Here is a 22,639-nt window from a genome sequence, read left to right as displayed (position 1 = left end):
GAGTTAGCATATGGATATCAAGTATTTAATTGATTACTTTGCACATGCTTCTGTAAAATTTACAGATGTTTTTACTAAAAAAATGGAGCCAGGTGAAGTAGATGCTGGTAGAACAACAGCTCCAGAAAAGTGTGGTTTAGTAGTGCCACTTGCAGGGAGTGCGATCTTTAGCTTTAATGGAACCCCCTATATGATGGAGCCAGGAATGATTGCCCATGCTGGCCCCCAGATGCCGATAGAAGTGAGAGCGACTGGCCATAAAGGTTAGGAGTATGCAGTTGTTCATTACAGCCTACCTACAGAAGAAATAAATCTATATCCACTAGCCGAGCAACATTTTCTAATCAATACAGGCTTTAACACACAAATTATTAGCCATGTTCAGCAATTAGTAGAAAGCTATTCCTTTCCTGGTAATATGGCTGTATTCAAGTCTAAGACATTATTTATGAATTTGTTGGAAGATATTCTTGTAGCGGCAAAAATGCAGGTTTTAGATAGTGCCAGCGAATTAATGGAACAGGCATTACAGTATATACATGAAAATTATGCACAGCAAATCTCAGTATCAAATATCTCGATGGAATTGGGCATTGAGCGTCGTCGTTTTGCTTATTTATTTGAGCAGCATACAGGTATGAATCCAAGTACATATATAACAGAATACCGTATACGACGTGCGAAAGACTTACTAGAATATGGTGGAATACCTGTAGCTGAAATTGCGGAATGTGTTGGATATGTAGATTGTTTTTATTTTAGCAGAGTATTTAAAAAGTGTACGGGTTTATCTCCCTCAGCCTATCGCAAGTTAAAAATAGAGGAAGCCAGATATGTATAATTGACTGTTTCTTATAAAAAAGAAGCAGTTTTTTTATTGCTTAAATCGGCAAAAATCCATGTCATTTTCGAAATCGTCCATTCACAATCTTTTTTCACTTTGTTAGGATAGTATCCGTAAATGATAATGAGTATCAATTATATATTGACTTATATATGAAAACGATTATCATTATCAATATGAGCTCGTTAGGGGAGAATATCTATGAATAAATATTTTAAAATGTGTGCACCAGCACTATTAGCATTATCACTGGCCGCATGTGGAACAGACAAAGCAGAGGAATCAACATCAACAGCTAATACAGCAGAAACAAGTGCAACAGAATCACAGACAGAGCAAGCTAAATCAACGCAGACCATCACGTACTTAGGCGAGCAATATGAGCTACCAGCCGAAGTAAAGAACATTGTCGCTGCCAGTCTTGAATCAATGGAAGATGCGGCAATGCTTGGTATTAAGCCAGTAGGTGTTCTAGAAGTAGGTGGAAAAGTTCCTGCCTATCTAGCAACAGATTTTGAAGGAGCTACACTTGTAGGAAATAAAATGGAGCCAAATGCAGAAGCCATTCTTAATCTGGATCCTGATGTAATTGTGGGTACTTCGAAATTCCCTGAAGAAACGGCTGAAAAGCTCAACAAAATTCAAACAATGATTCCATACTCACATATTTCAACAAATTGGAAAGAAAATTTAACATTGCTTGCACAATTAGCTGGGAAGGAAGAGGATGCAAAGAAAATCATCTCTGACTATGAAGCCAAAGTTGCTGATGCCCAAGTAAAATCCAAGGAGCAATTAGCAGATAAGCAAGTATTAATCATCCGTGTTCGTGGTGGAGTGATGTACATCTATCCAGCAGGCGTTTATTTAAACCCTGTTCTATATGAAGATTTAGGAGCACCTGTACCAGAAGTTGTTACAACAGCTAAGGCGCAAGCGGAACTATCACTTGAAACATTAGCACAAGTAAATCCAGATGTGATTTTCCTGCAATTCGAGGATTCCGAGAATAAGGATACGCCAAAAGCTTTAGAGGAACTACAAAAGAATCCAATTTTCACTAGCTTAAAGGCAACACAAAATAATCAAGTTTTCGTCAACACAATTGAGCCATTAGCACAAGGTGGTACTGCTTGGTCTAAGGTGAAATTCTTAGATGCTGCAGCTGAAAAATTATTTAAATAGTATAAACAGGCTGGTAGTAGATTTGGTGGTATCACCGGGCTATTACCAGCCTTTTGTAAGATGTGGCATTTTTCATTGCAGGCAGTTGTTAAGGGTATACACTTAAGTAATTGATATTGTGTACCGCAAAATGGATAAAGAAAAAGGTGTGAAAGTTGAAAAAAACAAACATAGTGTCGTTTTCAATATTAGCGATATCTCCTTTCCTTATTGCCCTTGTGGCACTTATTTCTGTTATGTATGGGACAAAAGATATTAGTGCCATTACAGTATGGCAGTCGATGACAGCATTTGATCCATCGGATGTCGATCATCAAATTATAAGAACAGGCCGTATTCCAAGAGTTGCCGCGGTATTACTAGTTGGAGCATTTTTAGCAGTTGCCGGTGCAGTCATGCAGGGGATTACACGAAACTATTTAGCCTCGCCTTCATTAATGGGTGTCAATGATGGCTCTGCATTTGTCATTACATTAGCCATTGTTTTTTTTCCAGGGCTACCAAACTATCAAATGATTTTATTATCGATGCTTGGTTCTGCATTGGGAGCTGGTATTGTCTTTGGTTTTGGCTCGTTAATCCGCAATGGCTTATCTCCAGTAAGGCTAGCCATAATTGGAACGGTCATTGGCACATTTTTAAGTAGTATTGCTACTGCTATTGCGATGTATTTCCAAGTATCACAAACAGTAAGTGCTTGGTATAACACAAAGGTACATATGGTAAATATGGATATGCTGATTCTTTCTATTCCATTTGGTTTAACTGGGTTGATCTTGGCTTTATTATCGGCAAAAGCGATTACCATTACTTCATTAGGTGAAGATATTGCCATGGGGCTAGGACAGAAAACAAAAGCAGTACGTATTATTAGCATGCTAGCTGTCGTATGTTTGACAGGGACAGCGGTTGCCCTTGTAGGGAAAATCGCCTTTGTAGGGTTAGTCATACCACATATTACACGCTTCCTTGTTGGTGTTGATTATCGCTATATAATTCCTTGTGCAGCTGTCATTGGAGCCTTTTTCTTAGCGCTTTGTGATGTCCTGAGCCGCGTTGTCAATTATCCATTTGAAACGCCAATTGGTGTCTTAACCGCATTGGTCGGTGTACCATTCTTCTTATATTTAGTTCGTAAGCACGGAGGTGAAAAACGTGCGTAAAAAAACCTCAAGTGTATTCTTTTTAACCATGCTGATGCTTGTTTTAATGATTTTAGTTGCGAGCTATTTACATATTACAAATGGTGTTTTTGATATGTCTGTAATGGATGTTATCAAAACATTGCTGCGGATCGAGTCAAATTCAAAGTTTGATCTTGTTATATTTGAATTCCGTTTACCTCGGATTGTCATTGCTGGACTTGTCGGTATTGGCTTAGGTATGGCAGGAGTTGTATTACAGGGGATTACACGCAATGGACTAGCAGATCCAGGAATATTAGGGATTAATGCTGGAGCAGGTGCAGCAGTCGTACTATTCATGTACTTCTTTCAAGTAAAGCTAGTGAGTGCAGATATGAACAGCTGGATGTCAATTTTAATGATGCCACTATTCGGTTTTATCGGTGGAACAATTGCAGCTATCCTGATTTTTTCATTTGCTTTAAAAAATGGTCATCTGGATATGCAGCGATTAATCTTAACTGGAATAGCTATCAATAGTGGATTTGGAGCTTTGTCCTTGTTCCTATCCTTAAAAATGAGTGCACAAGATTTTGAATCAGCGGCTATTTGGATGGCAGGTTCAATTTATAATGCGAATTGGATCTTTGCGCTTACGATGCTACCTTGGCTTTTGATTTTAGGAATATATGTGCATAGAAAATCATATTTACTCGATTATTTTCAGCTTGAAGAGGATAGCATCACAAGTTTAGGAATAGCTGTTGAAAAGGAGAAAATGAAGCTGTTACTAGCCAGTGTAGGTCTTGTCAGTGCTTGTGTGTCTGTATCAGGGAGTATTGGCTTCATAGGTTTAATGGCCCCACACATTGCCAAGCAGCTTGTTGGTATTCAGCACCGTTATGTTATGCCAGTGAGTGCTTTAATTGGTGCAGGTCTGTTAATCCTCGCTGATTTTATTGGTAAAACCGTTTTTGCACCATCGGAACTGGCTGTAGGTATTGTCGTTTCAATTATTGGGATTCCATATTTCTTGTATTTACTGGTGAAATCTAAGGCATAGGAGGAAATGGCGTGCAAACTGCATTTAGAATGGAAAACCTGGCCTCTGGTTATGAGCAGGTACGTGTCTTTGAAGGGTTAAATTTAACGATAGAAGAGGGCAAAGTGACTACAATCATCGGTCCAAATGGTTGTGGTAAATCTACACTCCTTAAAACGATAGGACGTATTTTAAAAATACAACAAGGTACGGTATATTTGCAGGAGCAAAATATGCAAAATTTATCGACCAAAGATATTGCCAAGAAACTAGCAATATTATCTCAAACACCGATAGCTCCTGGTCAATTGAAAGTGGAGGAGTTAATTGCGTATGGTCGCTATCCACATCGCAACAATGTCAATCGTTTAACGAATAAGGATGAGGAAATGATTGAATGGGCTTTAACAGTTACTAATACGATGGAATATCGAAATAGGGAGCTTGCCCAGCTTTCAGGAGGTCAGCGTCAGCGTGTTTGGCTAGCTATGGCCTTAGCACAAGAAACAAATATCTTGCTATTGGATGAACCTACTACTTATTTAGATATGGCGCATCAGCTAGAGGTATTGGACATTGTTAAAAGTTTAAATGAGCACCACAGCTGTACAGTAGTGATGGTTCTACATGATATTAACCACGCGGCCAGATATTCAGATCATCTTATTGCAATGCGTAAGGGTACTATTATGCAAACTGGCACGCCACAGGAAATTTTAAGTGCTGAGGTAATGCGTAAAGTATTTAATATTGATGCACGCATTATGGAAGATCCTGTAACCAATACACCTGTATGTTATGGCTATGAAATTTTGAAGGAGGATATCTAATGAATACAACTAAAGTAGACTACATTACACAACATATGACTTCAAAATTGACAAATTATTTGTACACGATTAATATCTATGTGCCAGAGGAGGAAGCGCCACAAGATGGCTTTCCAGTTTTGTATGTACTTGATGGCTCATCCTATTTTAACCTCGTAAAGGAAGCGGTGCGTCTACAAAGTCGTAATGCACCAAAAACAGGTATCCTTCCAGCTATTGTTATTGGAATTGGTCATGGCGACGATATGCGTGAAAGAAGATTTTATGATTTTACAGCACCTGCGGAGTCTTATATTTATCCAGCAAGATTTAAAGGAAAAGGTCATGAGAAGCTTGGAGGAGCAGTGGATTTTAGTCGCTTTATAGAAGAAGAGCTAAAGCCGACGATTGAGGCACAATATCCAGTAAATCAAGCACAGCAAGCTTTATTTGGTCATTCCCTAGGAGGTTACTTTGCACTGTGGCAACTATTTCACCACCAATCCAGCTTCCAGCGCTATCTAGCTATTAGCCCATCCATTTGGTGGAATGAGCATGAATTAGTGCAGTGTGCTTCAGTATTTCTGAACGAGCATCAAGACATGAACGAAACTTTATTTTTGAGCGCTGGTGAACTTGAAACCTTTATGGTGGATGATGCGCGCCAAATGGCGACAGTATTAGAAAAAATAATGAATGTTGAATTTTATGAGGCTTTAAACGAAAATCATGCTTCGATCGTACCAACTGTTATGAGTAGAGCCATACGTTTTATGCATAAATCACATTAATAGTAGACCGCATTGTCTTTTGATAATGCGGTTTCTTTTTTATTTATTAATAAAATTAACGAATGATACGCATAATAAAGGAAATTTGGTCATCTGTCTGGGATAAATGGAGGCGCTGTATGCAAAATAAAATTTTAAGAAACCCAGTATTTCTTATTTCAAGTGGAGCAATTTTTCTTTTGGTCATTATCGGAGCAACGATACCAGAAAAATTTAAGAACGTAGCAAACAGCGTATTTCATATGACAACGGATTATTTCGGCTGGTTTTATTTAATGTCAGTCTTTATTATCGTTCTTTTTTTATTCGGACTGGCAATTAGCAAATATGGCACTATTCGTTTAGGATCAGAAGATGGTCGTCCTGAGTTTAGTTTTCTAACATGGATTTCCATGCTCTTTTCAGCTGGACTTGGTGTCGGTCTGGTCTTTTGGGGTGTAGCTGAGCCGATGAGTCATTATTTTTCACCTCCATTCAGTGACACAAAGCCTCTATCAACGGATGCAGCCCGACTTGCGATGGGATATTCATTCTTTCATTGGGGATTAAGCCAGTGGTCTGTTTATGCCATATTGGGCCTTGTTATGGCCTTTGTACAATTCAATAAAAAAAGAAATATGCTCATCTCCACTGCTTTAGAGCCTGTCACTGGAACAAATCGAGTCGTTAAAGGAACGATCGATATTCTCGCAGTAATTGCTACCGTCATGGGGGTAGCAACGTCTATAGGGCTAGGCGTATTACAAACAAATGGAGGTTTGACATTTGTCTTTGGTTTGCCAGATACATTTATCTTGCAAGTGGCCATTATTCTTATCATGTTTATTGGCTATATGTTATCAGCCACAACAGGTCTACAAAAAGGGATGAAGATTCTGAGTAATGTCAATATGACTTTAGCAATCGTCTTACTCTTATTTGTTTTTATTACAGGCCCAACAATCTTTATACTTGAAACCTTTACATTAGCTATTGGTGATTATATTTCAAATTTTATTCAATATAGTTTAAGGATGCAGCCATATGTTGGGGGAACTTGGGTGAAGGATTGGACAATCTTTTACTGGGCATGGGCGATTGCTTGGTCACCATTTGTAGGCTCCTTTATAGCTCGTGTATCCAAAGGCAGGACTATACGAGAATTTATTATAGGTGTATTAATTATTCCGCCCCTCATTGCCTGCTTTTGGATCGCGACCTTTGGAGGAACTGCGATGTGGTTTGATTTACATCAAGATGCACAAATCGCTCAATCTGTTCATAATGATGTAACGGTTGCTCTTTTCCAGCTTTTTGAACACTTACCACTTTCAATGATTGCATCCACAATTGGAATACTTTTAATCATAATATTTTTAATTACCTCTGCTGATTCCGCCACCTTTATTATGGCAAGTATGACGACAAAAGGATCTTTAAATCCCACCATTTTATCAAAGTTTGTATGGGGTGTTTTGATGGCAGCTATTTCAGGTGTTTTATTGTATACAGGAGGTCTTGAAGCATTACAAACGGCCTCGTTAATTGCTGCATTACCCTTTACAGTGGTGTTACTTTTATTAATGATTTCTTATATTAAGATGATGAAGGAAGAGATTATTCCTCTTAAGAAAAAGGATATCCAACGTTTGAAAATAGCGAGAAAGCATATTGAAAAGGAAGCAAAAGTGAAAGATAAACATACTAAGTAGTAGGCCGTATTCGAAATAATACGGTTTCTTTTTGTTTTAACATGCACTATTATGAATAAAAAACGATAAGAGGTGCTTTAGGATGGAAATTGTTTTAGCACAGAGCAAGGATGCCCCAGTTATACATCAGGTGATGCTACAGGCGTTTCAAGAATATGAAAAAGCTACTCCACCATCCAGTGCACTAAGTGAAACGGTGGATTTTATTGAGCAGGCAATGCAGCAAAGTGAACAAGCGTTTATTGGCTATATCAATAAACAGCCAGTTGCCATGGTAAGGTTTACCCTCAGTACAAAGGGAATTTATTTTTTTAGACTTTCAGTTATCCCAGAAAGACAGGGACAAGGTTTAGCTAAAACACTAATTTCTTGGCTTGAACAATATACACTATCGAAGGGGATTACAATTAGTCAGTGCAAAGTACGTATGAGTGTTCCACGTAATATTGAGTTATATCGTTCTTTAGGTTATGTTGTAACGAAAGAGGAAATGGTGAAGAATCGTAATGGTAACTCTCTAGTAATAGCAACAATGGAAAAGAGACTTTCCAATGAGGAGGAGTTTAATTGAGAAAAAAGGTCGCCTGCTTGCATGCTCATTATTCCAATATACAATACATTGAGCAGGCTTTTCAAAGCGCTGAAGACATAGAGATACTCCATTTTGTAGACCCTGGCGTGATACAGCACGTGTCTAAAGGTAGTGATGGTTTAGCACGTAAAGTTAAGGAGCAAATTGAATGGATGATTAGCTGTGATGTGGATGCCATTTTAATAACGTGTACAAATTATATTGCTTTATTAGAGGATGAAACTTTGTTCGATCCCTTGATCCCTATCATAAAGATAGATGAGCCCTATTTTGAAAGTATATGTAAGCAACAGCCTCAATTTATTCTTTTTACAAATCCTGCAACTGTCAAAGGAACGATGGCAAGACTTCACCAATATGCTAAGCATCAAGGAGTATCAGTAGATGTAGAGGGAAAAATTATTGAGCATACATTTAATCTCATTATGCAGGGGAAAAAGGAAGCCTATGATGATGCTATTTTAAGGGCTTTACATAATTTGTCAGCTGAAGAAAAATCCATATCGGTTGCCCAGCTATCGATGGTGGATGCAGCACAACGATTTGAAGATCACACGGCGATTACAATTCTCCATCCATTAAAGTCATTAGTTGATATTGTAAAGAGTACGATAAAATGATAGTTTCATAATTTACAGAATTATCTGTAACAATCTGGTTAAAACAAACGTTTCATAAGAAAGGGGGATGTTATGAAACGAGTTGTATTTGGATGTATATTGCTATTATTTTTAGTGGGTTGTACAGACAAAGCAAATGTTACAATGCCAGAGGATCTACCTGATTTTGTGAAAGAAAGTGATATTGCATCAGTTGATTGGAATCAAAAGGCAGAGGAATTTGGGGAAAGAGGTATTATTGGTAATGCTGATAAATCGGGTGTCATTGGTGCAGATATGCCAAGTTTAAGCACACAAAAATGGATGTGGCATCTATGGGGAATAGATGAAGTACGAGATACAGAATTAACGGTTATTGGATACCATAGAGACTCTAAAGTCATACAACCGATTTTAGTGAATGGTTGGAGCATAGGTCTCGGAGGACCTGTTAATGGAGCAGATGCTCATACACCTTCTCATGTGAAAGTTCCTAAGCCTGGTGAATGGGCTATTCTACTGTATACAAATGAAAAATACTTTGATACGTTGATATACGATATCCAGGAATAATAGTAAACCCTTATTTTGTAAGTATTTATACTTATAAAATAAGGGTTTTTGATGTTTGTATATGTATTGGGAAAGGAGGTGTATGGTGAGCGCATGTAAGCTTGCATTGTGTAATGCTTTCATATTTCTGAAATGCACAAGATGCTGAAGACGCCATTCAGAAATTTAAATGCGAAAAGCTATTGAACATAGATAATTACAGTGCATGGTTGTAGCAAGAAAAATATTAAATTGGTAAGATAAAAAGTAAAATGGAGGTCAGCAATATGAAAGATTTACGTTATCCTATTGGACAATTCCAATTTCCCAAAGAAATGAATTCACAGCAAGTACTAGAGTGGATTAATGAAATTCGTTTGTTACCAAAACAACTTGCAGAGGCATTAAGTGGTGCAAGCGAGCAAGACTTAGTAAAATCTTATCGTGAAAATGGCTGGACAGTGACACAGCTAGTCCATCATATTGCTGATAGTCATATGAATAGCTATATTCGTTTTAAGCTAGCGTTAACAGAGGATGTACCAACCATTAAGCCATACAATGAGGCAGAATGGGCACAGCTACCAGATTCTGAAATGCCAGTAGCAATTTCTTTTAATTTAATTGAAAGCTTACATGAACGTTGGGTTTATTTACTGTCAAGCTTATCGGATGAACAATTACAAAGAGCCTTTAATCATCCTGATTCAGGCCTGACGACTCTTGAGCATGCAATTGGCCTTTATGCATGGCATGGTAAGCATCATTTGGCACATATTCAGAATGCTTTGGTTAAATAAATATGGATGTTTTATGAAAAAACAAGTGATTTCTGCTAATAAGGAAATCACTTGTTTTCATTTTTTATTTAAGTTTATTTTATACGATAGTAATACCAGCACTTGCGTTACCAGCAAGTGTAGCAGCAACTCCTGTAGTAGTCATAGAGAATACCATTAGTAAACGATCACCAGTACTTACAGGTACTGAAACGTTTGCATTACCACTTGCAATCGTACCTACTGCTAATGCTATTAGTGGTAAAGCTGGTAATAAATCAACAAATGCTGCAGTAGGGCTGAATACATTGCTTCCTTGAACTGCGCGGTAAATCTGTGCTCTGACAGTCGCTGTTCCAGTTAGAGTTAAAGCAGCAGTTGCTGAGATTGTAGCAGAAATAGATGTAATTGTACCTGGACGTGGAACCGTAAATGCTTCAGTAGCAAGACTAGATGTTAAATCGATATTAACGCCAGCAAGAGCAACTCCTGGAACAGATGTACCAAATCCAACAAGACTTACAGTACCAACTAAACCAGTAGCAAGAGACACTAAAGCAACAGGAGTTATTCCTGATGAGAATGGGATAATAGAACCAGTAGCTACTGGTGGAGTAATACATGCAGCGTCAATTGCAACAAAAGGTCCCAGTGCAGTACACTCCCCGTTACCATGACCGTTACCTGAACAGCCACACATTGAGTTATTCAAACACATTTTTACACCCCCTTTCTTCATTATTCTATTCATTTCAGATTAGGGGTTAAGGGCAATTATCTATTTCACCTATAAATTCAATGATTTCTTAATGACTGCTTTTATTTGACACATAAAGACATCCACTATGTATGTTTTGACATAGTGGATGTTTAAGATAATGTTAACTCCATCTTTTAAAGAAATCGAAAAATGAGTTTTTTCCCTTTTTATGGTCTTCCTCAATCGGCTTGTTTACAGATTCAAGTTGCATGATCTCTTCTTCAAAGGACAGATGAACCTCATAGGTTGCATCAGCATGATACACTTCAACATATTCTTCTGTTTCCAATGAAGGAGAATGATCTATAGCTGAAGGTTCTGCTACTGTTTCTGCAATGATTTGGTTGAGAGGCTCACTAGCTATTGCTTCAATGTCTTGACTAACAGGTTCGCTAAGTTGCTCCAAGATAACTTGTTCTATCGATTCATTCGTTACAATGGGATTCTCAAGATTGTTATGTTCATTCTCAATTTTCACAGCCTCCATAGGATTATTTAATGTTTCAGTTTTAGTGCTATCTGATTCATTAACTATAGAAGATTGTAAAGTATCATTCTCGATGTTTTCTTTTCTTGAAGCAGGCTGTACGGCAGATGGATCATATACACTTACTGGAACTTCCTTTGCATCCATGGCATTTTTAAAATGGAAGGTGGATTCAACTGTCGTGTTTCTGTATAAACCATTGTATATTTGGCTGGGGTGCGTATTGATTGATTGGAAATATTGCTGATTAAAATGCCGTTCTTCAGGTTTAGTTTCCGGTAGACCATTCTGAGGAGAGGGACCCCCGATATTTACATTTGGTTGGTGGTTTTTGGCTTTACCTGCCACACTTTGTAGTAGTCTATAAGAAGGTTGTGCTGATGTAATTGTAGTTTGATCTGCTGTCTGTGTCATTCTAGGTTGTCTAGGTAAAAGATTAGAATAGGTTTGAGCAGGCATGTCAATGGAGGGCATTATGGTTTTTGTATCATTTCCTTTAACTGGCAACAGTTTATTTAAAATTGATAAAATCTCTTGGTTCATTCCTTCAATGGTTTGATTCAAAGACTCAAGCTGTGTTGAAAGAACCCTAATTTGATCGTCGTATCCTTTTATATATGAATTTTGTTTAGTATCCAATGTCTCTGTAATCCCTTCTAAATGGGCCATCTGTGTTTTTAGTCCATCAAACTCCTGCTTCATATAAAGGAAATCTTCAATTGACTTCCCCATTTTTAACGAGGTTAACGATTCTCTATAAGATTCAATTTTTTCCTTTAAATTTTCAATTTCTTGAGTGGTATACAATTTTGACTCTTCCATTGTAGTTCACCCCTTTCAGTCCATTATTAGTTTATTAAAAATATTGACTTTCTGTTACAAATATAACGGTTCTTTCAACATTTTGATTCGTATCGTTAATGAGGGAAGTGTATGAAAACAAATCTTGATTGATTTTAATAAATATCCAATGTAACTATTTGTTAGCCCATGCACTTATAGCTGAAAAACATATGCTACAAACGAAAGATAAAAATTTTATGGAGGTGTCAAAAGGATGCAAGAGCATATGCCATCCCAGGCGCAGGAACTAATCTGTATAAATGTTGATAAGGTATACGACTGGATTGTAAAAGAAATGTCGTTTGATATTTCACCTACTGGACCAATTACATTCCCAGGTGTTACAGCAACTACTGACTTAACAGGTGCTATTGTTACTTGTCGAGTAATTCCAGCAACTACAAATCCAATTGTGATTCTGAACCGTGAGAATCGCCAATTCTCTATTGATGGATCAACTGTTTGTCTGCAACATCTAAATGTTCAAAAGAACTTCATTCTAACAATTGTCGTTACTTTACCTAATGGTACTGTTTTCACAAGCAATAATATTCCAGTTTCTCGCTGTGAGCAAGTGACATTATGTGCACCTAAGGGAACAGACGTTGAAATTTTATACACAGATTTAGATTGCTTCGTTTGTACAACTGGAACACTTAGTGTTGGAACAGGTGCTGCAGCAGGTACAATCACGTTCTCTGCGTTGACAATTACTGTTGCTGTTTGTCAAAGTATTCAATCTACATTCCCAGTTACTGTGGAATTTTTAGCAACTTTCTGCGAACCAAGAGCAGACTTACCATTCTCATGTCCAACTGCGGTTCGTCCACAACAATGCCCAGTTATTTTCCCAACTGTTGGTTAATTGTGATAACAAAAAGAAGAAAGTCATACTATGAAGAGAGGGTAATCCTCTCTTTTTTTAATGGAAATAACAAGGAGGTTTAAAGTGGCAGATCGTATTGAAGACAAGATACAGGCACTAAAAGAACAAACAAATGCCTATGTTCATGATATTAAAAGGTTGGTTGAGGAATTAGCAATTCCGAATAGGATTAACCTCATTAGTTATTTTACAACTGCACTTAATATTTCTTATGATCCTGAGCAAGAGAGTTTATGTTTAGGCTCCTATCATATTCGTAATATTGGTAGTGCAGCTGTCACGAACCCATCTTTGTGTATAACAATACCCAAGGAGTCACCGTTTTATTTTTCAGGGAGATATGTTCATGAAAATTTCACTCCGAATTTTAAAACTCAGGGGCAGAGTCAGTGGGAGCGTTTTAATGACAAATCAAGCAAAGAGGAGTATTGGCTGAGACCAGTTGGTAAATCAACAATCGAACCGAATGAAACCATTTCATTTACCAATTTTCAAATAAAATGGTCCCATAATTTATCATATTCAGGCACGATTATGGGTTTTACATATTGCGATCAGCTCACAGAAGGTGTTGTTGTTTTAAATCCAATTAATCTAAATGGAATGGGCCAAACACAGGAGGAAGACAATGGGTGACAACGAAAAACAAGAGTTTGGTAGTGTAATTCAACAATTAGTAAAGGAACAGCTAAGTCGTCGTAATGAACAAGATAATAGCTTTGCCTTTCTTGAAAAAAGTACATTACAGCTATTAATAGCCTATCTTGTTTCAGACGAAAAGAGTCATGTTGAACAAATAGAGAATTCAAAGTTAGAAGAAAAATGGATGAAGCAGCTGGATGATTTACTAGAGGAAAGTAGAGAGCAGCTTGAAGAGGTGGTCGATTTACTAAAAAGATATTCAGGCTAGGGGGTGTGATGATGGACAATGATATTGTGAAAAACAATGATCCAATACAGCTCCAACAAATGATTATTTTTTTAAGGGCCGAGTTAGCCAAGTACAAAAATGAAGTAAAAAGACTTAGAGATAGTGATTATTATGCTTTGGTTCTTCGACTTGAACGAGAAAATGTTCAATTAACAAGGCATAAAAAAGAACTTTCGATGGAACTCCTAAAGTTGAAAAGAGACTTTGATAAAGAATTGCAAGCTTACGATGAAGAAATTCAGAAGAGAGAAGCGCAAAGAAAAAAGCAAATTGCATCCATTGAGGCATTATTAAAGGAATTGGCAGAATTGCGGGCTGAAAAAAAGTCATTGATGGACAAATTTCAAGCATCAAAGGAGGCTTCGATCGATTCAAATGAAAGGTCTATTGTGGAAGGCATAGATAAAAAGTTAAGTGACTATACAACCATAGCAAGTAAACAAATGGAGAATATTTTAGAGACACTAGAAAAATACCATAGAGAGAAAGTAGAATCAGACAACCTTCATCGACATTTACTAAGTGAGTTAGAGACGAAAAATCTAGATATTGAGAGATTATCCAATGAAATCGTTGCATTAAAGAAACAATCTAAGGATGGTAGCACATCAATGAAACAAGGAGTTAATATTGACGAACAAATAGATTTTAGATTACGCATGCTCGATGAATTAGATGCGAAATTGAATGAACTAGCGTTAGAAATCAATAGTGAGCAGCTTTAGCTATAAAATTTCATCATGACTGTTTCAAAGATATGCCTTTGAAACAGTCATTTTTTGATTTGCATAAAAAGCTTATAAGAAGGTTCAACCGCTCACAAAGAAGAGGAAGGCGCTCCAAAGCAGGTTAACCCCGCTCACAAAGTAGAAGACACCGCTCTAAAACAGGTCAGACCCGCTCATGAGGATCTCATCATGACCCCCCATTCCAATATTATTTTGTTTCTCTATGCAGGGTTACACGCTTCAGGCGAGGGGAGTACTTTTTAAGCTCCAATCTTTCGGGATTATTGCGTTTATTTTTAGTAGTAATATAATTTTTATCACCTGTTTCAGTACAGGCTAGTGTTACTTGTACACGCATTGAAGGACCTCCTTTTAAATAGTAATTATTACGATTTAAACAATATATTTCTCACTGGAGATTGTCAAGTTTAATTTCACTAGTAATAAAAAGCTTTGCATTTTCCAAAGTAATATGATTTAATTACAAATTGTAAATAGTAATGATTACGATTTAAGGAGTTGTAAGAATGACAAAGAAAATTCCTGTTACAGTATTGAGTGGATATTTAGGTTCTGGTAAGACAACAATGATGAATCATGTATTGCAAAACAAAAAAGATTTACGTGTCGCTGTTATTGTGAATGATATGAGTGAAATTAATATTGATGCGGAGCTTATCGCAAATGGTAGCGGTATATCACGTACAGAAGAGAAATTTGTGGAGCTATCGAATGGTTGTATTTGCTGTACATTACGAGAGGATCTATTGCAGGAGGTGGAACGTCTTTCGAAGCTAGGCAATATTGATTACATTTTGATTGAATCGACAGGGATTAGTGAGCCGATTCCAGTTGCACAAACATTTAGTTATTTAGACGAGGAGCTTGGCATTGATTTAACGAAGTTTTGTCGATTAGATACAATGGTTACTGTCGTAGATGCCCATCGTTTTTGGCATGATTTTCAGTCTGGGGAAAGCTTATTGGAGCGGAAGGAAGCTGTTGGTGAATTAGATGAGCGTGATGTTGCAGACCTTCTCATTGATCAAATTGAATTTTGTGATGTCCTTATTTTAAATAAGTGCGATTTAGTATCCTCAGAGGAGCTTGAGCGATTAGAACGTATTTTACGTGCATTACAGCCTGAGGCAAAACTTATACGTACAACAAATGGTGTTATTGATCCAGTTGAAATTTTAAATACGGGGCGCTTTGACTTTGAACGTGTCTCTGAATCGGCTGGTTGGTTAAAGGAGTTGGAGCTTGGTCATGAAAACCATACACCAGAGACTGAGGAGTACGGGATCTCTTCTTTTACCTATAAACGCAAAAGACCGTTTCATCCGATGCGCTTTGTTGAGTGGTGTGATCACATGCCAGATTCAATAGTACGAGCGAAGGGTATTATTTGGAGTGCAAGACATCAGGAAGTTGCGCTATTATTATCGCAAGCGGGGTCATCTGCAAAAATTGAACCAGTCTCTTATTGGGTAGCGGCACTTTCTCAAGCCCAGCAGCAGGATGTATTCCAGCAAAGCCCTGAAGTATTGGAAGATTGGGATGAAGAGTTCGGAGATCGAATGACACAACTTGTGATTATTGGCATTGATCTAGATCGAGAAGACATCACTAAACAGTTGGACAACTGTTTGTTAACAAATGAAGAGTTTCGGAACCCTTGGGAACGTCTACAAGATCCCTTTAACTGGGAATGGCAATAAAGAAGAAAAGAAGATTTCGGCTAAGACTCCGAAATCTTCTTTTGAAATACACGATTATAATTAGTAGCATCTCGTAATGCTTTTTCTTCTATAGGTATTCGGACAGAAAGCATTGTAATATTGAGTAATGTAAAACAAAATGCTGTAAAGTAAGCCTGAAACATGAGTGGTAGCAAAAGGATTTCTAAACAAACTACCGCATAATTGGGGTGGCGCATATATTCATATGGCCCTTTACGAACAACTTGTGCGTCAGGTAAAATGAGGATTTTTGTATTCCAAAAAGTGCCTAAAGAGCGAATACACCAGATCCGCAAAGCCTGCACTGCTAAAAATAATATAAAAAATAACGGAAATAAGGGCGAGATACCATTGTTGTTTGTGACGATTTCCACTATTAAAAACAGAAAAAAGCTAATATGCATGGCTACCATATAGGGGTAGTGTGAAGCACCTACTTCATAGGCTCCTTGTGAAAGCATCCATTTCTCATTGCGCTTGGCAATCACAACTTCTGTCAATCTTTGTAGAACGACAAGGATAAAAATAAAATAGAAGATCATGTTACTCCCTCCAGTTTAATAATACAGCTTCTGCACAAAAACCAGGGCCAAGAGCTACGAGCAAGCCTGTATCCTCCACTTGTCCTTCATTTAACATAAACTGCTCTAATACGTATAGCACTGTCGGTGATGACATATTACCATGTCGTCTCAATATTTCCCGAGAAATGTCGGTTTTTTGGGGAGATAGATAAAGTGTATCTTCGTAAGCTTTTAATACCTTTTTTCCTCCAGGATGCGCAATAAAATGAGTCAATTGTTCGCTGTACAGTCCTTGTTCCATTAAAAATTGCTCAATGAAAGGTCCGAGCCAATTGGTAATAATAGAAGGAATACTTTTTTGGAAAACGACATGAAGCCCGTTGTTTTTCACATCCCAACCCATTACATTTTCCGAATCTGGCATCCATTTAGAACCTGTAGCTAGAATATTAGGGGTTGGCCTTTTTGTTGCGATAGCTACTTCATCCCCACAAACAAGTATGCATGCTGCACCATCGGCAAAAAGAGAAGCACCAATTAAATTACTTTTAGAAAAATCATTTGGCTGAAAAGTGAGGCTACATAACTCGACACAAACGACAAGTACCTTTGCATGTGGATGGGCTTTACAAAAATCATAGGCTCTGCTTATACCAGCGGCTCCTCCTGCACAACCAAGACCCCATAGAGGAATGCGTTTAAGTCGATCTGAAAAGGGAAGCTTGTTCATAACACGTGCGTCAATGCTAGGTGTTGAAATTCCTGTACTGCTAACAAAAATGATGGCATCGATGTCCTCAGTAGGAATAGGTGAGGATAAAAAAGCTGTATTAGCTAAACATGCTTGAATGACACTTACACTGTATTGTGTAGCTAACTCAATATATAAATTATTACGTTCTTCAAAGGAGTGATTCGTACGATGCCATTCAGCTGGCACACAAAAATGGCGTGTGTTGATGCCACCATTTTCAAAAACCTTTAAGTAGCGCTCTAGTTTTGGAATTTTTGCATAAAAAAGCTCTTTCGTTAGTTCCTCTGCGTTATCTTGCTGTAATGTGTAAGGTGGTTGATATGTGCTAATTGAAATGATTTTAGGCAATCCAACATCTCCTCGCATTTAATGGTTTTGTTCATTGTATGCGTGGATGATTGGAATAAATGCTTATAATATTGTAATTGACAATTTCTGAAAATTTAGCTATATTGATAACAACTAAATGGAAAGTAGGTGATGTGACATGATGAATAGATCTGTAATTAGCGAACTGCAATCCGGTTTGTTCAATTTCACACGCCTAAAATATACAAAGTGACGCCGTGCCATAACTCGGGGTATTTGTGTATCTTTTAAACGTGCCTGTGAAACCTTGTAACTGCCGAATTGCAGCTACAAGGTTTTTTATTGTAGTTCCAAAAGGTGAATTGCGATAGGGCCTCTTGCGGATGACAACTATTTTCGCTGAGGCATCATACGTTTAGGAGGAAAATAAATTGAATTTAACAACATTAGGTTTTACAACATATTTTGAAGAGCAAATGATAGAAATGAAAAAACAGGCTAAATTAAAAAATTGTGTGCCTGCAAGGGTTACTTTAGAGCATAAGCATTCTTATCGGGTGTTAGCTGAAGAGGGAGAATGGCTTGCGACAATTGCTGGTCATTATGCGTATACATCTTTAGCGAGGGAGGACTATCCAGCAGTTGGTGATTGGGTGCTAGTGGAGAAAATGCCCGGAGAGGCACGAGCAATTATTCATCAGCTATTCCAACGAAAATCTGTATTTTCACGTAAAGTTGCAGGAACGGAAATTCAAGAACAGATTGTCGCATCAAATGTCGATATTGTGTTACTTGTTATGAGCTTGAACGCAGATTTTAATATTCGACGTTTGGAGAGATATTTAGTGGCTGCTTGGGATTCAGGGGCAAAGCCCATTATTGTCCTGACAAAAGCTGATTTATGCGAAGATGTTTCGAGCTTAGTACAAGAAGTGGAGTCTGTAGCCTTTGGTGTGGATATCTTTGTAACGAGTGCTCTATCGGGCGAAGGTCTAATGGAAATTCAGACGCTATTCACAGAGGGGGTCACGGGGGCACTATTGGGGTCTTCTGGAGCAGGGAAATCCACATTAACAAATGCTTTATGTGGTGAGATACTGATGAAAGTAGCGGGTATACGTGAGGATGATGCCAAGGGACGACATACAACAACCCATCGAGAGCTAGTAGTATTGCCTGCTGGTGGCTGTCTAATTGATACGCCAGGGATGCGTGAGCTTCAATTGTGGGATCAAGGGGATAGTTTAGCTTCTAGCTTTCAAGATATTGAGGAACTAGCAACAGCTTGTCGTTATCGTGATTGTACACATCAAAAAGAGCCTTATTGTGCTGTCCAGCAAGCTATAGTAGATGGGGACTTGGACCAATATCGCCTACAAAGCTATTTTAAGCTGCAAAGAGAATTGGCTTATATGGAGCGCAAAACAAATACGCAAGCAAAACTTGAGGAGCAGCGCAAGTGGAAGCAAATAGCCAAGGGAATGAAAAAGGGGAAGAAATAATCAATAGGAGCACAACCATGACAATTCAAAACATCAATCATTTATTGTTTTCAGTTTCTAATTTAGAGGAATCCATCACTTTTTATGAAAAAGTATTCGATGCCAAGTTGCTAGTAAAGGGGAACAGCACAGCCTATTTTGATGTAAATGGACTGTGGCTAGCTCTGAATGTAGAAAAGGATATACCCCGTAATGACATCCATCATTCCTATACACACATTGCCTTCACAATCGCTGAGGATGACTTTGATAAGGTGTATGACAGATTGGTGCAGCTAAAGGTCAATATTTTAGCAGGTCGGCAAAGAGATGAAAAGGATAAAAAATCAATTTACTTTACAGATCCTGATGGTCATAAATTTGAATTTCATACAGGAACTTTGCAGGATCGTTTGGATTATTATAAGCAAGAAAAGCAGCATATGGCGTTTTTTGATAACTAATTAAGGAGAGATTTTATGAATAAAGCGTTTATTTTTGATATGGATGGAACATTATTTCAAACCAATCTTATTTTAGAGCCTGCTCTCGATGCAACATTTGATGTGCTGCGGACAAACGGCTTGTGGCAGGGGGAAACACCTATAGAAAAATATAGAGAAATAATGGGGGTTCCTTTACCTGTTGTGTGGGAAACATTATGTCCTATGCATGCTTTAGAGATACGAGAAGAGAGCAATGTATTATTCCATGTAAAGCTGATTGAGCAAATACGTGGACATAAAGGTGCTTTGTATCCAAACGCTGAACAAACCCTTGCAACATTGTCAGAGAATTATCCGTTATACATAGCGAGTAATGGACAGGTTGACTATTTACAAGCAATCGTCGAAACCTATCAGTTGGAGCGTTTTATAAAGGGAATCTATAGCATTCAAGCAATTGCAAGTGGGCATAAATCGGATCTGGTCAAAAGAGTTGTAGATGAAAATAAAATTGATTATGGAGCAGTGGTAGGAGATCGTTCTTCGGATATCCAAGCTGCACAGGACAATCAATTACTATCAATAGGTGTTCGCTTTGACTTTGCACAAGACAAGGAGTTAGAAAAAGCAGATATAGTAATTGATGATTTAACTGCATTGGTAAAGGTTACATTAGATTAACTTAAGAAAGTGTATCAAAATAAGGGATGATTTAGAGACAAACATTGCATTTCCTCACAAGAAGGCGTAAAATAATGCCAATCCTATAGAAAAAGCATTGAGAAGGAAAAGTAAATTGGATTAGCATTTTGTAGAGAGCCTCTGTTGGTGGAAATGAGGTAAGTGAACCCTTTTGAAAATGACCTTTGAGCTTCGTACCGAAAGCTTTTTAGCCAGTAGATTACGACGAGATGGGCACTCGTTACAACAGCGGCAGTATCTCTCTTTTTGAATGAAGACGTACTGATAGAGGCAAATAGTGTGAGCTATTTGTAAATATAGGTGGTAACACGGGTATACTCGTCCTAATCAGATTTGATTAGGGCGATTTTTTTTTACCATTTTTTCTGTGAGGGGAGCAATTTAGAATGACGATTGTTATTGGAGGCGCTTGGCCGTATGCAAATGGCTCTTTGCATTTAGGGCATGTTGCCGCATTATTACCAGGTGATATTTTGGCTAGATATTACCGACAAAAAGGCGAGCAGGTTTTATATGTATCAGGCAGTGATTGTAATGGTACACCCATTTCTATACGGGCCGCACAAGAGAATACAACGACAGAGGCTATAGCTAATCACTATCATGATGAGTTTACAAGATGCTTTCATGATTTAGGATTTACCTATGATTTGTACACAAGAACGGATGCGGAGCACCACCATGAATCCGTTAAGGCCCTTTTCTTACAGCTACTGGCTAATAATTTCTTATACAAAAAGAAAATTGAACAGGCTTACTGTGAGACGGATAATCAATTTCTACCAGATCGATTTGTCGAAGGTCTTTGTCCAAATTGTGGAGCGAAAGCAAGGGGAGATCAATGTGATAACTGCTCAGAAATTTTAGACCCATTGGACTTAATTGATAAGCGCTGCAAAATTTGTGGGAACGAACCTGTTATTCGGGAAACTGAGCACTTTTATTTTACCTTTAGTCAATTTCAAGGAAGGTTGGAGTCTTATTTAGCACAAGCAAAAGTCGAGAAACGTTGGCGTGACAATGCTTTAGGGTTAACGGAGCGATACTTGGCAGAGGGAGTTCCCGACCGAGCAGTAACAAGAGATTTACCGAATGGCATAGATGTTCCAGTGCCAGGTTTTGAAGGGAAAAAAATATATGTATGGATTGAAGCTGTAGCAGGGTACTTAACAGCAAGCTTAGAATGGGCAAAAGAACATCAAATAGCTATTGAAGATTTATGGAATGAAGAGACCATTTCATACTATGTACATGGGAAGGATAATATTCCATTCCATACAGTTATTTGGCCAGCCATTTTAATGGGAATTGGATCCAAGGCATTACCTACCCATATCGTATCTAATGAGTATTTAACATTAGAAAAACGCAAATTATCTACTAGTCAGAATTGGGCTGTATGGGTTCCTTATATTTTAAGCCGTTATGATGCGGACTCTATTCGTTACTTCTTAACGATGAATGCGCCAGAAAATCGTGATACTGATTTTTCATGGCGGGAATTTATTTATAGCCATAATGGCGAACTACTCGGAGCCTATGGCAATTTTGTAAACCGTACATTGAAGTTTATTGAGAAATCATTTGCTTGTCAGGTGCCACAAGCGGAGGTGGATAGCGACATTCGAAAACAAACCGTACAATTGTTTAATGAAGCGGGTGTTCTTATCGAAGGTGGTCATTTCAAACAGGCGTTAGAATCGATTTTTGAGTATATTCGCGGTGCTAATCGTTATTTTGATGAACAACAGCCATGGCTGCAGGTAAAAGAAAACGTAGAGGCAGGTAATCGTACATTAGCAACTTGCGTCTATATCATTGCGAATTTAGGACAGCTGCTGCATCCTTTCTTACCGTTTTCAGCAAAGAAAGTAAGAAATATGTTAGGTATAAATGAAATGATGTGGCATGAGCAAGTAGATCTCCCTAAAGTCATTCGAGAGGTGACACCATTATTTGAACGTCTTGATATCGAACGAATCGATGAGGAATATCAAAAACTAGTTAGGGATAGTCACTAGGATTGAAAAAGCAGTAT

General features: G+C 37.9%; 26 protein-coding genes and 1 other annotated feature. Of the genes, 21 read left to right on the top strand and 5 right to left on the bottom strand.

Translation table 11 applies throughout. The annotated features are described in order from the left end of the window. Positions 1–10: 10 nt before the first annotated feature. The 12 genes from NYE73_RS22725 to NYE73_RS22670 all read left to right on the top strand — a co-directional run bounded on the left by NYE73_RS22725 (position 11) and on the right by NYE73_RS22670 (position 10,029). A complete protein-coding gene (locus tag NYE73_RS22725) occupies positions 11–268 on the top strand; it encodes a hypothetical protein (RefSeq protein ID WP_259950519.1) in 258 nt (85 codons plus the stop codon). A gap of 150 nt (positions 269–418) precedes the next feature. Beyond that, the gene (locus NYE73_RS22720; protein WP_259955554.1) at positions 419–841 is read left to right on the top strand and encodes a helix-turn-helix domain-containing protein; all 423 of its coding nucleotides are present in this window, start codon (positions 419–421) and stop codon (positions 839–841) included. A 204-nt stretch (positions 842–1,045) separates the two neighbouring features. Then, positions 1,046–2,029, top strand: a complete 984-nt coding sequence (locus tag NYE73_RS22715; protein ID WP_048394087.1) for an ABC transporter substrate-binding protein — start codon at positions 1,046–1,048, stop codon at positions 2,027–2,029. Positions 2,030–2,184: 155 nt separating this feature from the next. Continuing rightward, positions 2,185–3,192 carry a FecCD family ABC transporter permease gene (locus tag NYE73_RS22710; protein WP_009370610.1) on the top strand — a complete coding sequence of 336 codons (1,008 nt, stop codon included), beginning with the start codon at positions 2,185–2,187 and terminating at the stop codon, positions 3,190–3,192. A 28-nt stretch (positions 3,193–3,220) separates the two neighbouring features. Next, positions 3,221–4,216 (top strand): FecCD family ABC transporter permease, encoded by a 996-nt coding sequence (locus NYE73_RS22705; protein ID WP_016993066.1) that lies wholly within the window; start codon positions 3,221–3,223, stop codon positions 4,214–4,216. A 29-nt stretch (positions 4,217–4,245) separates the two neighbouring features. Further along, complete coding sequence (locus NYE73_RS22700) at positions 4,246–5,025, top strand: ABC transporter ATP-binding protein (RefSeq protein ID WP_259950604.1); 780 nt, start codon at positions 4,246–4,248, stop codon at positions 5,023–5,025. Beyond that, a complete protein-coding gene (locus tag NYE73_RS22695; RefSeq protein WP_112116804.1) occupies positions 5,025–5,795 on the top strand; it encodes an alpha/beta hydrolase in 771 nt (256 codons plus the stop codon). Before NYE73_RS22700 ends, NYE73_RS22695 begins: the two co-directional genes overlap by 1 nt. A 119-nt stretch (positions 5,796–5,914) precedes the next feature. Further along, positions 5,915–7,486 (top strand): BCCT family transporter, encoded by a 1,572-nt coding sequence (locus tag NYE73_RS22690; RefSeq protein ID WP_066037974.1) that lies wholly within the window; start codon positions 5,915–5,917, stop codon positions 7,484–7,486. A gap of 82 nt (positions 7,487–7,568) precedes the next feature. Further along, on the top strand, positions 7,569–8,057 hold the full coding sequence (locus NYE73_RS22685; protein WP_259950523.1) for a GNAT family N-acetyltransferase: 489 nt from the start codon (positions 7,569–7,571) through the stop codon (positions 8,055–8,057). After that, positions 8,054–8,698 carry an aspartate/glutamate racemase family protein gene (locus NYE73_RS22680; protein WP_259950525.1) on the top strand — a complete coding sequence of 215 codons (645 nt, stop codon included), beginning with the start codon at positions 8,054–8,056 and terminating at the stop codon, positions 8,696–8,698. Before NYE73_RS22685 ends, NYE73_RS22680 begins: the two co-directional genes overlap by 4 nt. A gap of 72 nt (positions 8,699–8,770) precedes the next feature. Beyond that, positions 8,771–9,250, top strand: coding sequence for a DUF4871 domain-containing protein (locus NYE73_RS22675; protein WP_259950526.1), 480 nt, complete (start codon positions 8,771–8,773; stop codon positions 9,248–9,250). 266 nt (positions 9,251–9,516) lie between these two features. Continuing rightward, positions 9,517–10,029 carry a YfiT family bacillithiol transferase gene (locus NYE73_RS22670; RefSeq protein WP_048394098.1) on the top strand — a complete coding sequence of 171 codons (513 nt, stop codon included), beginning with the start codon at positions 9,517–9,519 and terminating at the stop codon, positions 10,027–10,029. A 79-nt stretch (positions 10,030–10,108) separates the two neighbouring features. On the opposite strand, the gene NYE73_RS22665 is transcribed toward NYE73_RS22670, so the two are convergent. Further along, positions 10,109–10,726, bottom strand: coding sequence for an exosporium glycoprotein BclB-related protein (locus NYE73_RS22665; protein WP_054549653.1), 618 nt, complete (start codon positions 10,724–10,726; stop codon positions 10,109–10,111). 163 nt (positions 10,727–10,889) lie between these two features. Beyond that, a complete protein-coding gene (locus tag NYE73_RS22660; protein ID WP_259950530.1) occupies positions 10,890–12,077 on the bottom strand; it encodes a hypothetical protein in 1,188 nt (395 codons plus the stop codon). A 235-nt stretch (positions 12,078–12,312) separates the two neighbouring features. On the opposite strand from NYE73_RS22660, the gene NYE73_RS22655 reads away from it, so the two are divergent. The 4 genes from NYE73_RS22655 to NYE73_RS22640 all read left to right on the top strand — a co-directional run bounded on the left by NYE73_RS22655 (position 12,313) and on the right by NYE73_RS22640 (position 14,640). Next, positions 12,313–12,963, top strand: a complete 651-nt coding sequence (locus NYE73_RS22655; protein WP_004231775.1) for a hypothetical protein — start codon at positions 12,313–12,315, stop codon at positions 12,961–12,963. Between the two features lie 84 nt (positions 12,964–13,047). Continuing rightward, positions 13,048–13,620, top strand: coding sequence for a hypothetical protein (locus tag NYE73_RS22650; RefSeq protein ID WP_048394104.1), 573 nt, complete (start codon positions 13,048–13,050; stop codon positions 13,618–13,620). Then, a complete protein-coding gene (locus NYE73_RS22645) occupies positions 13,613–13,894 on the top strand; it encodes a hypothetical protein (protein WP_048394106.1) in 282 nt (93 codons plus the stop codon). The genes NYE73_RS22650 and NYE73_RS22645 overlap by 8 nt, the downstream gene beginning before the upstream one ends. 11 nt (positions 13,895–13,905) lie before the next feature. Then, positions 13,906–14,640, top strand: coding sequence for a hypothetical protein (locus NYE73_RS22640; RefSeq protein WP_054549651.1), 735 nt, complete (start codon positions 13,906–13,908; stop codon positions 14,638–14,640). A 211-nt stretch (positions 14,641–14,851) separates the two neighbouring features. Here NYE73_RS22640 and rpmG read toward each other — a convergent pair whose 3' ends face one another. After that, entirely contained in the window at positions 14,852–15,001 is a 150-nt protein-coding gene (gene rpmG, locus NYE73_RS22635) for a 50S ribosomal protein L33 (RefSeq protein WP_004231780.1), read from the bottom strand. Between the two features lie 169 nt (positions 15,002–15,170). Here rpmG and NYE73_RS22630 point away from each other — a divergent pair, with 169 nt between their 5' ends. Then, positions 15,171–16,364, top strand: a complete 1,194-nt coding sequence (locus tag NYE73_RS22630; protein ID WP_054549650.1) for a GTP-binding protein — start codon at positions 15,171–15,173, stop codon at positions 16,362–16,364. A gap of 20 nt (positions 16,365–16,384) precedes the next feature. Here NYE73_RS22630 and NYE73_RS22625 read toward each other — a convergent pair whose 3' ends face one another. Beyond that, on the bottom strand, positions 16,385–16,927 hold the full coding sequence (locus tag NYE73_RS22625; RefSeq protein WP_036079526.1) for an isoprenylcysteine carboxyl methyltransferase family protein: 543 nt from the start codon (positions 16,925–16,927) through the stop codon (positions 16,385–16,387). A gap of 1 nt (position 16,928) precedes the next feature. Then, complete coding sequence (locus NYE73_RS22620; protein WP_054549649.1) at positions 16,929–18,011, bottom strand: type III polyketide synthase; 1,083 nt, start codon at positions 18,009–18,011, stop codon at positions 16,929–16,931. Positions 18,012–18,403: 392 nt separating this feature from the next. On the opposite strand from NYE73_RS22620, the gene rsgA reads away from it, so the two are divergent. The 4 genes from rsgA to metG all read left to right on the top strand — a co-directional run bounded on the left by rsgA (position 18,404) and on the right by metG (position 22,622). Then, positions 18,404–19,474 carry a ribosome small subunit-dependent GTPase A gene (gene rsgA, locus NYE73_RS22615; RefSeq protein WP_103118927.1) on the top strand — a complete coding sequence of 357 codons (1,071 nt, stop codon included), beginning with the start codon at positions 18,404–18,406 and terminating at the stop codon, positions 19,472–19,474. Between the two features lie 17 nt (positions 19,475–19,491). Next, on the top strand, positions 19,492–19,917 hold the full coding sequence (gene fosM / locus NYE73_RS22610; RefSeq protein ID WP_054549647.1) for a FosM family fosfomycin resistance protein: 426 nt from the start codon (positions 19,492–19,494) through the stop codon (positions 19,915–19,917). Positions 19,918–19,932: 15 nt separating this feature from the next. Next, entirely contained in the window at positions 19,933–20,580 is a 648-nt protein-coding gene (locus tag NYE73_RS22605; RefSeq protein ID WP_054549646.1) for an HAD hydrolase-like protein, read from the top strand. Positions 20,581–20,668: 88 nt separating this feature from the next. Next, positions 20,669–20,930: a binding site (T-box leader), on the top strand. 57 nt (positions 20,931–20,987) lie between these two features. After that, a complete protein-coding gene (metG, locus tag NYE73_RS22600) occupies positions 20,988–22,622 on the top strand; it encodes a methionine--tRNA ligase (protein ID WP_048394115.1) in 1,635 nt (544 codons plus the stop codon). Positions 22,623–22,639 lie beyond the last annotated feature (17 nt).

The sequence above is a fragment of the Lysinibacillus sp. FSL K6-0102 genome, assembly GCF_038003545.1.
Lineage (GTDB): Bacteria > Bacillota > Bacilli > Bacillales_A > Planococcaceae > Lysinibacillus > Lysinibacillus capsici.
This window is presented reverse-complemented; position numbering and strand designations above follow the sequence as displayed.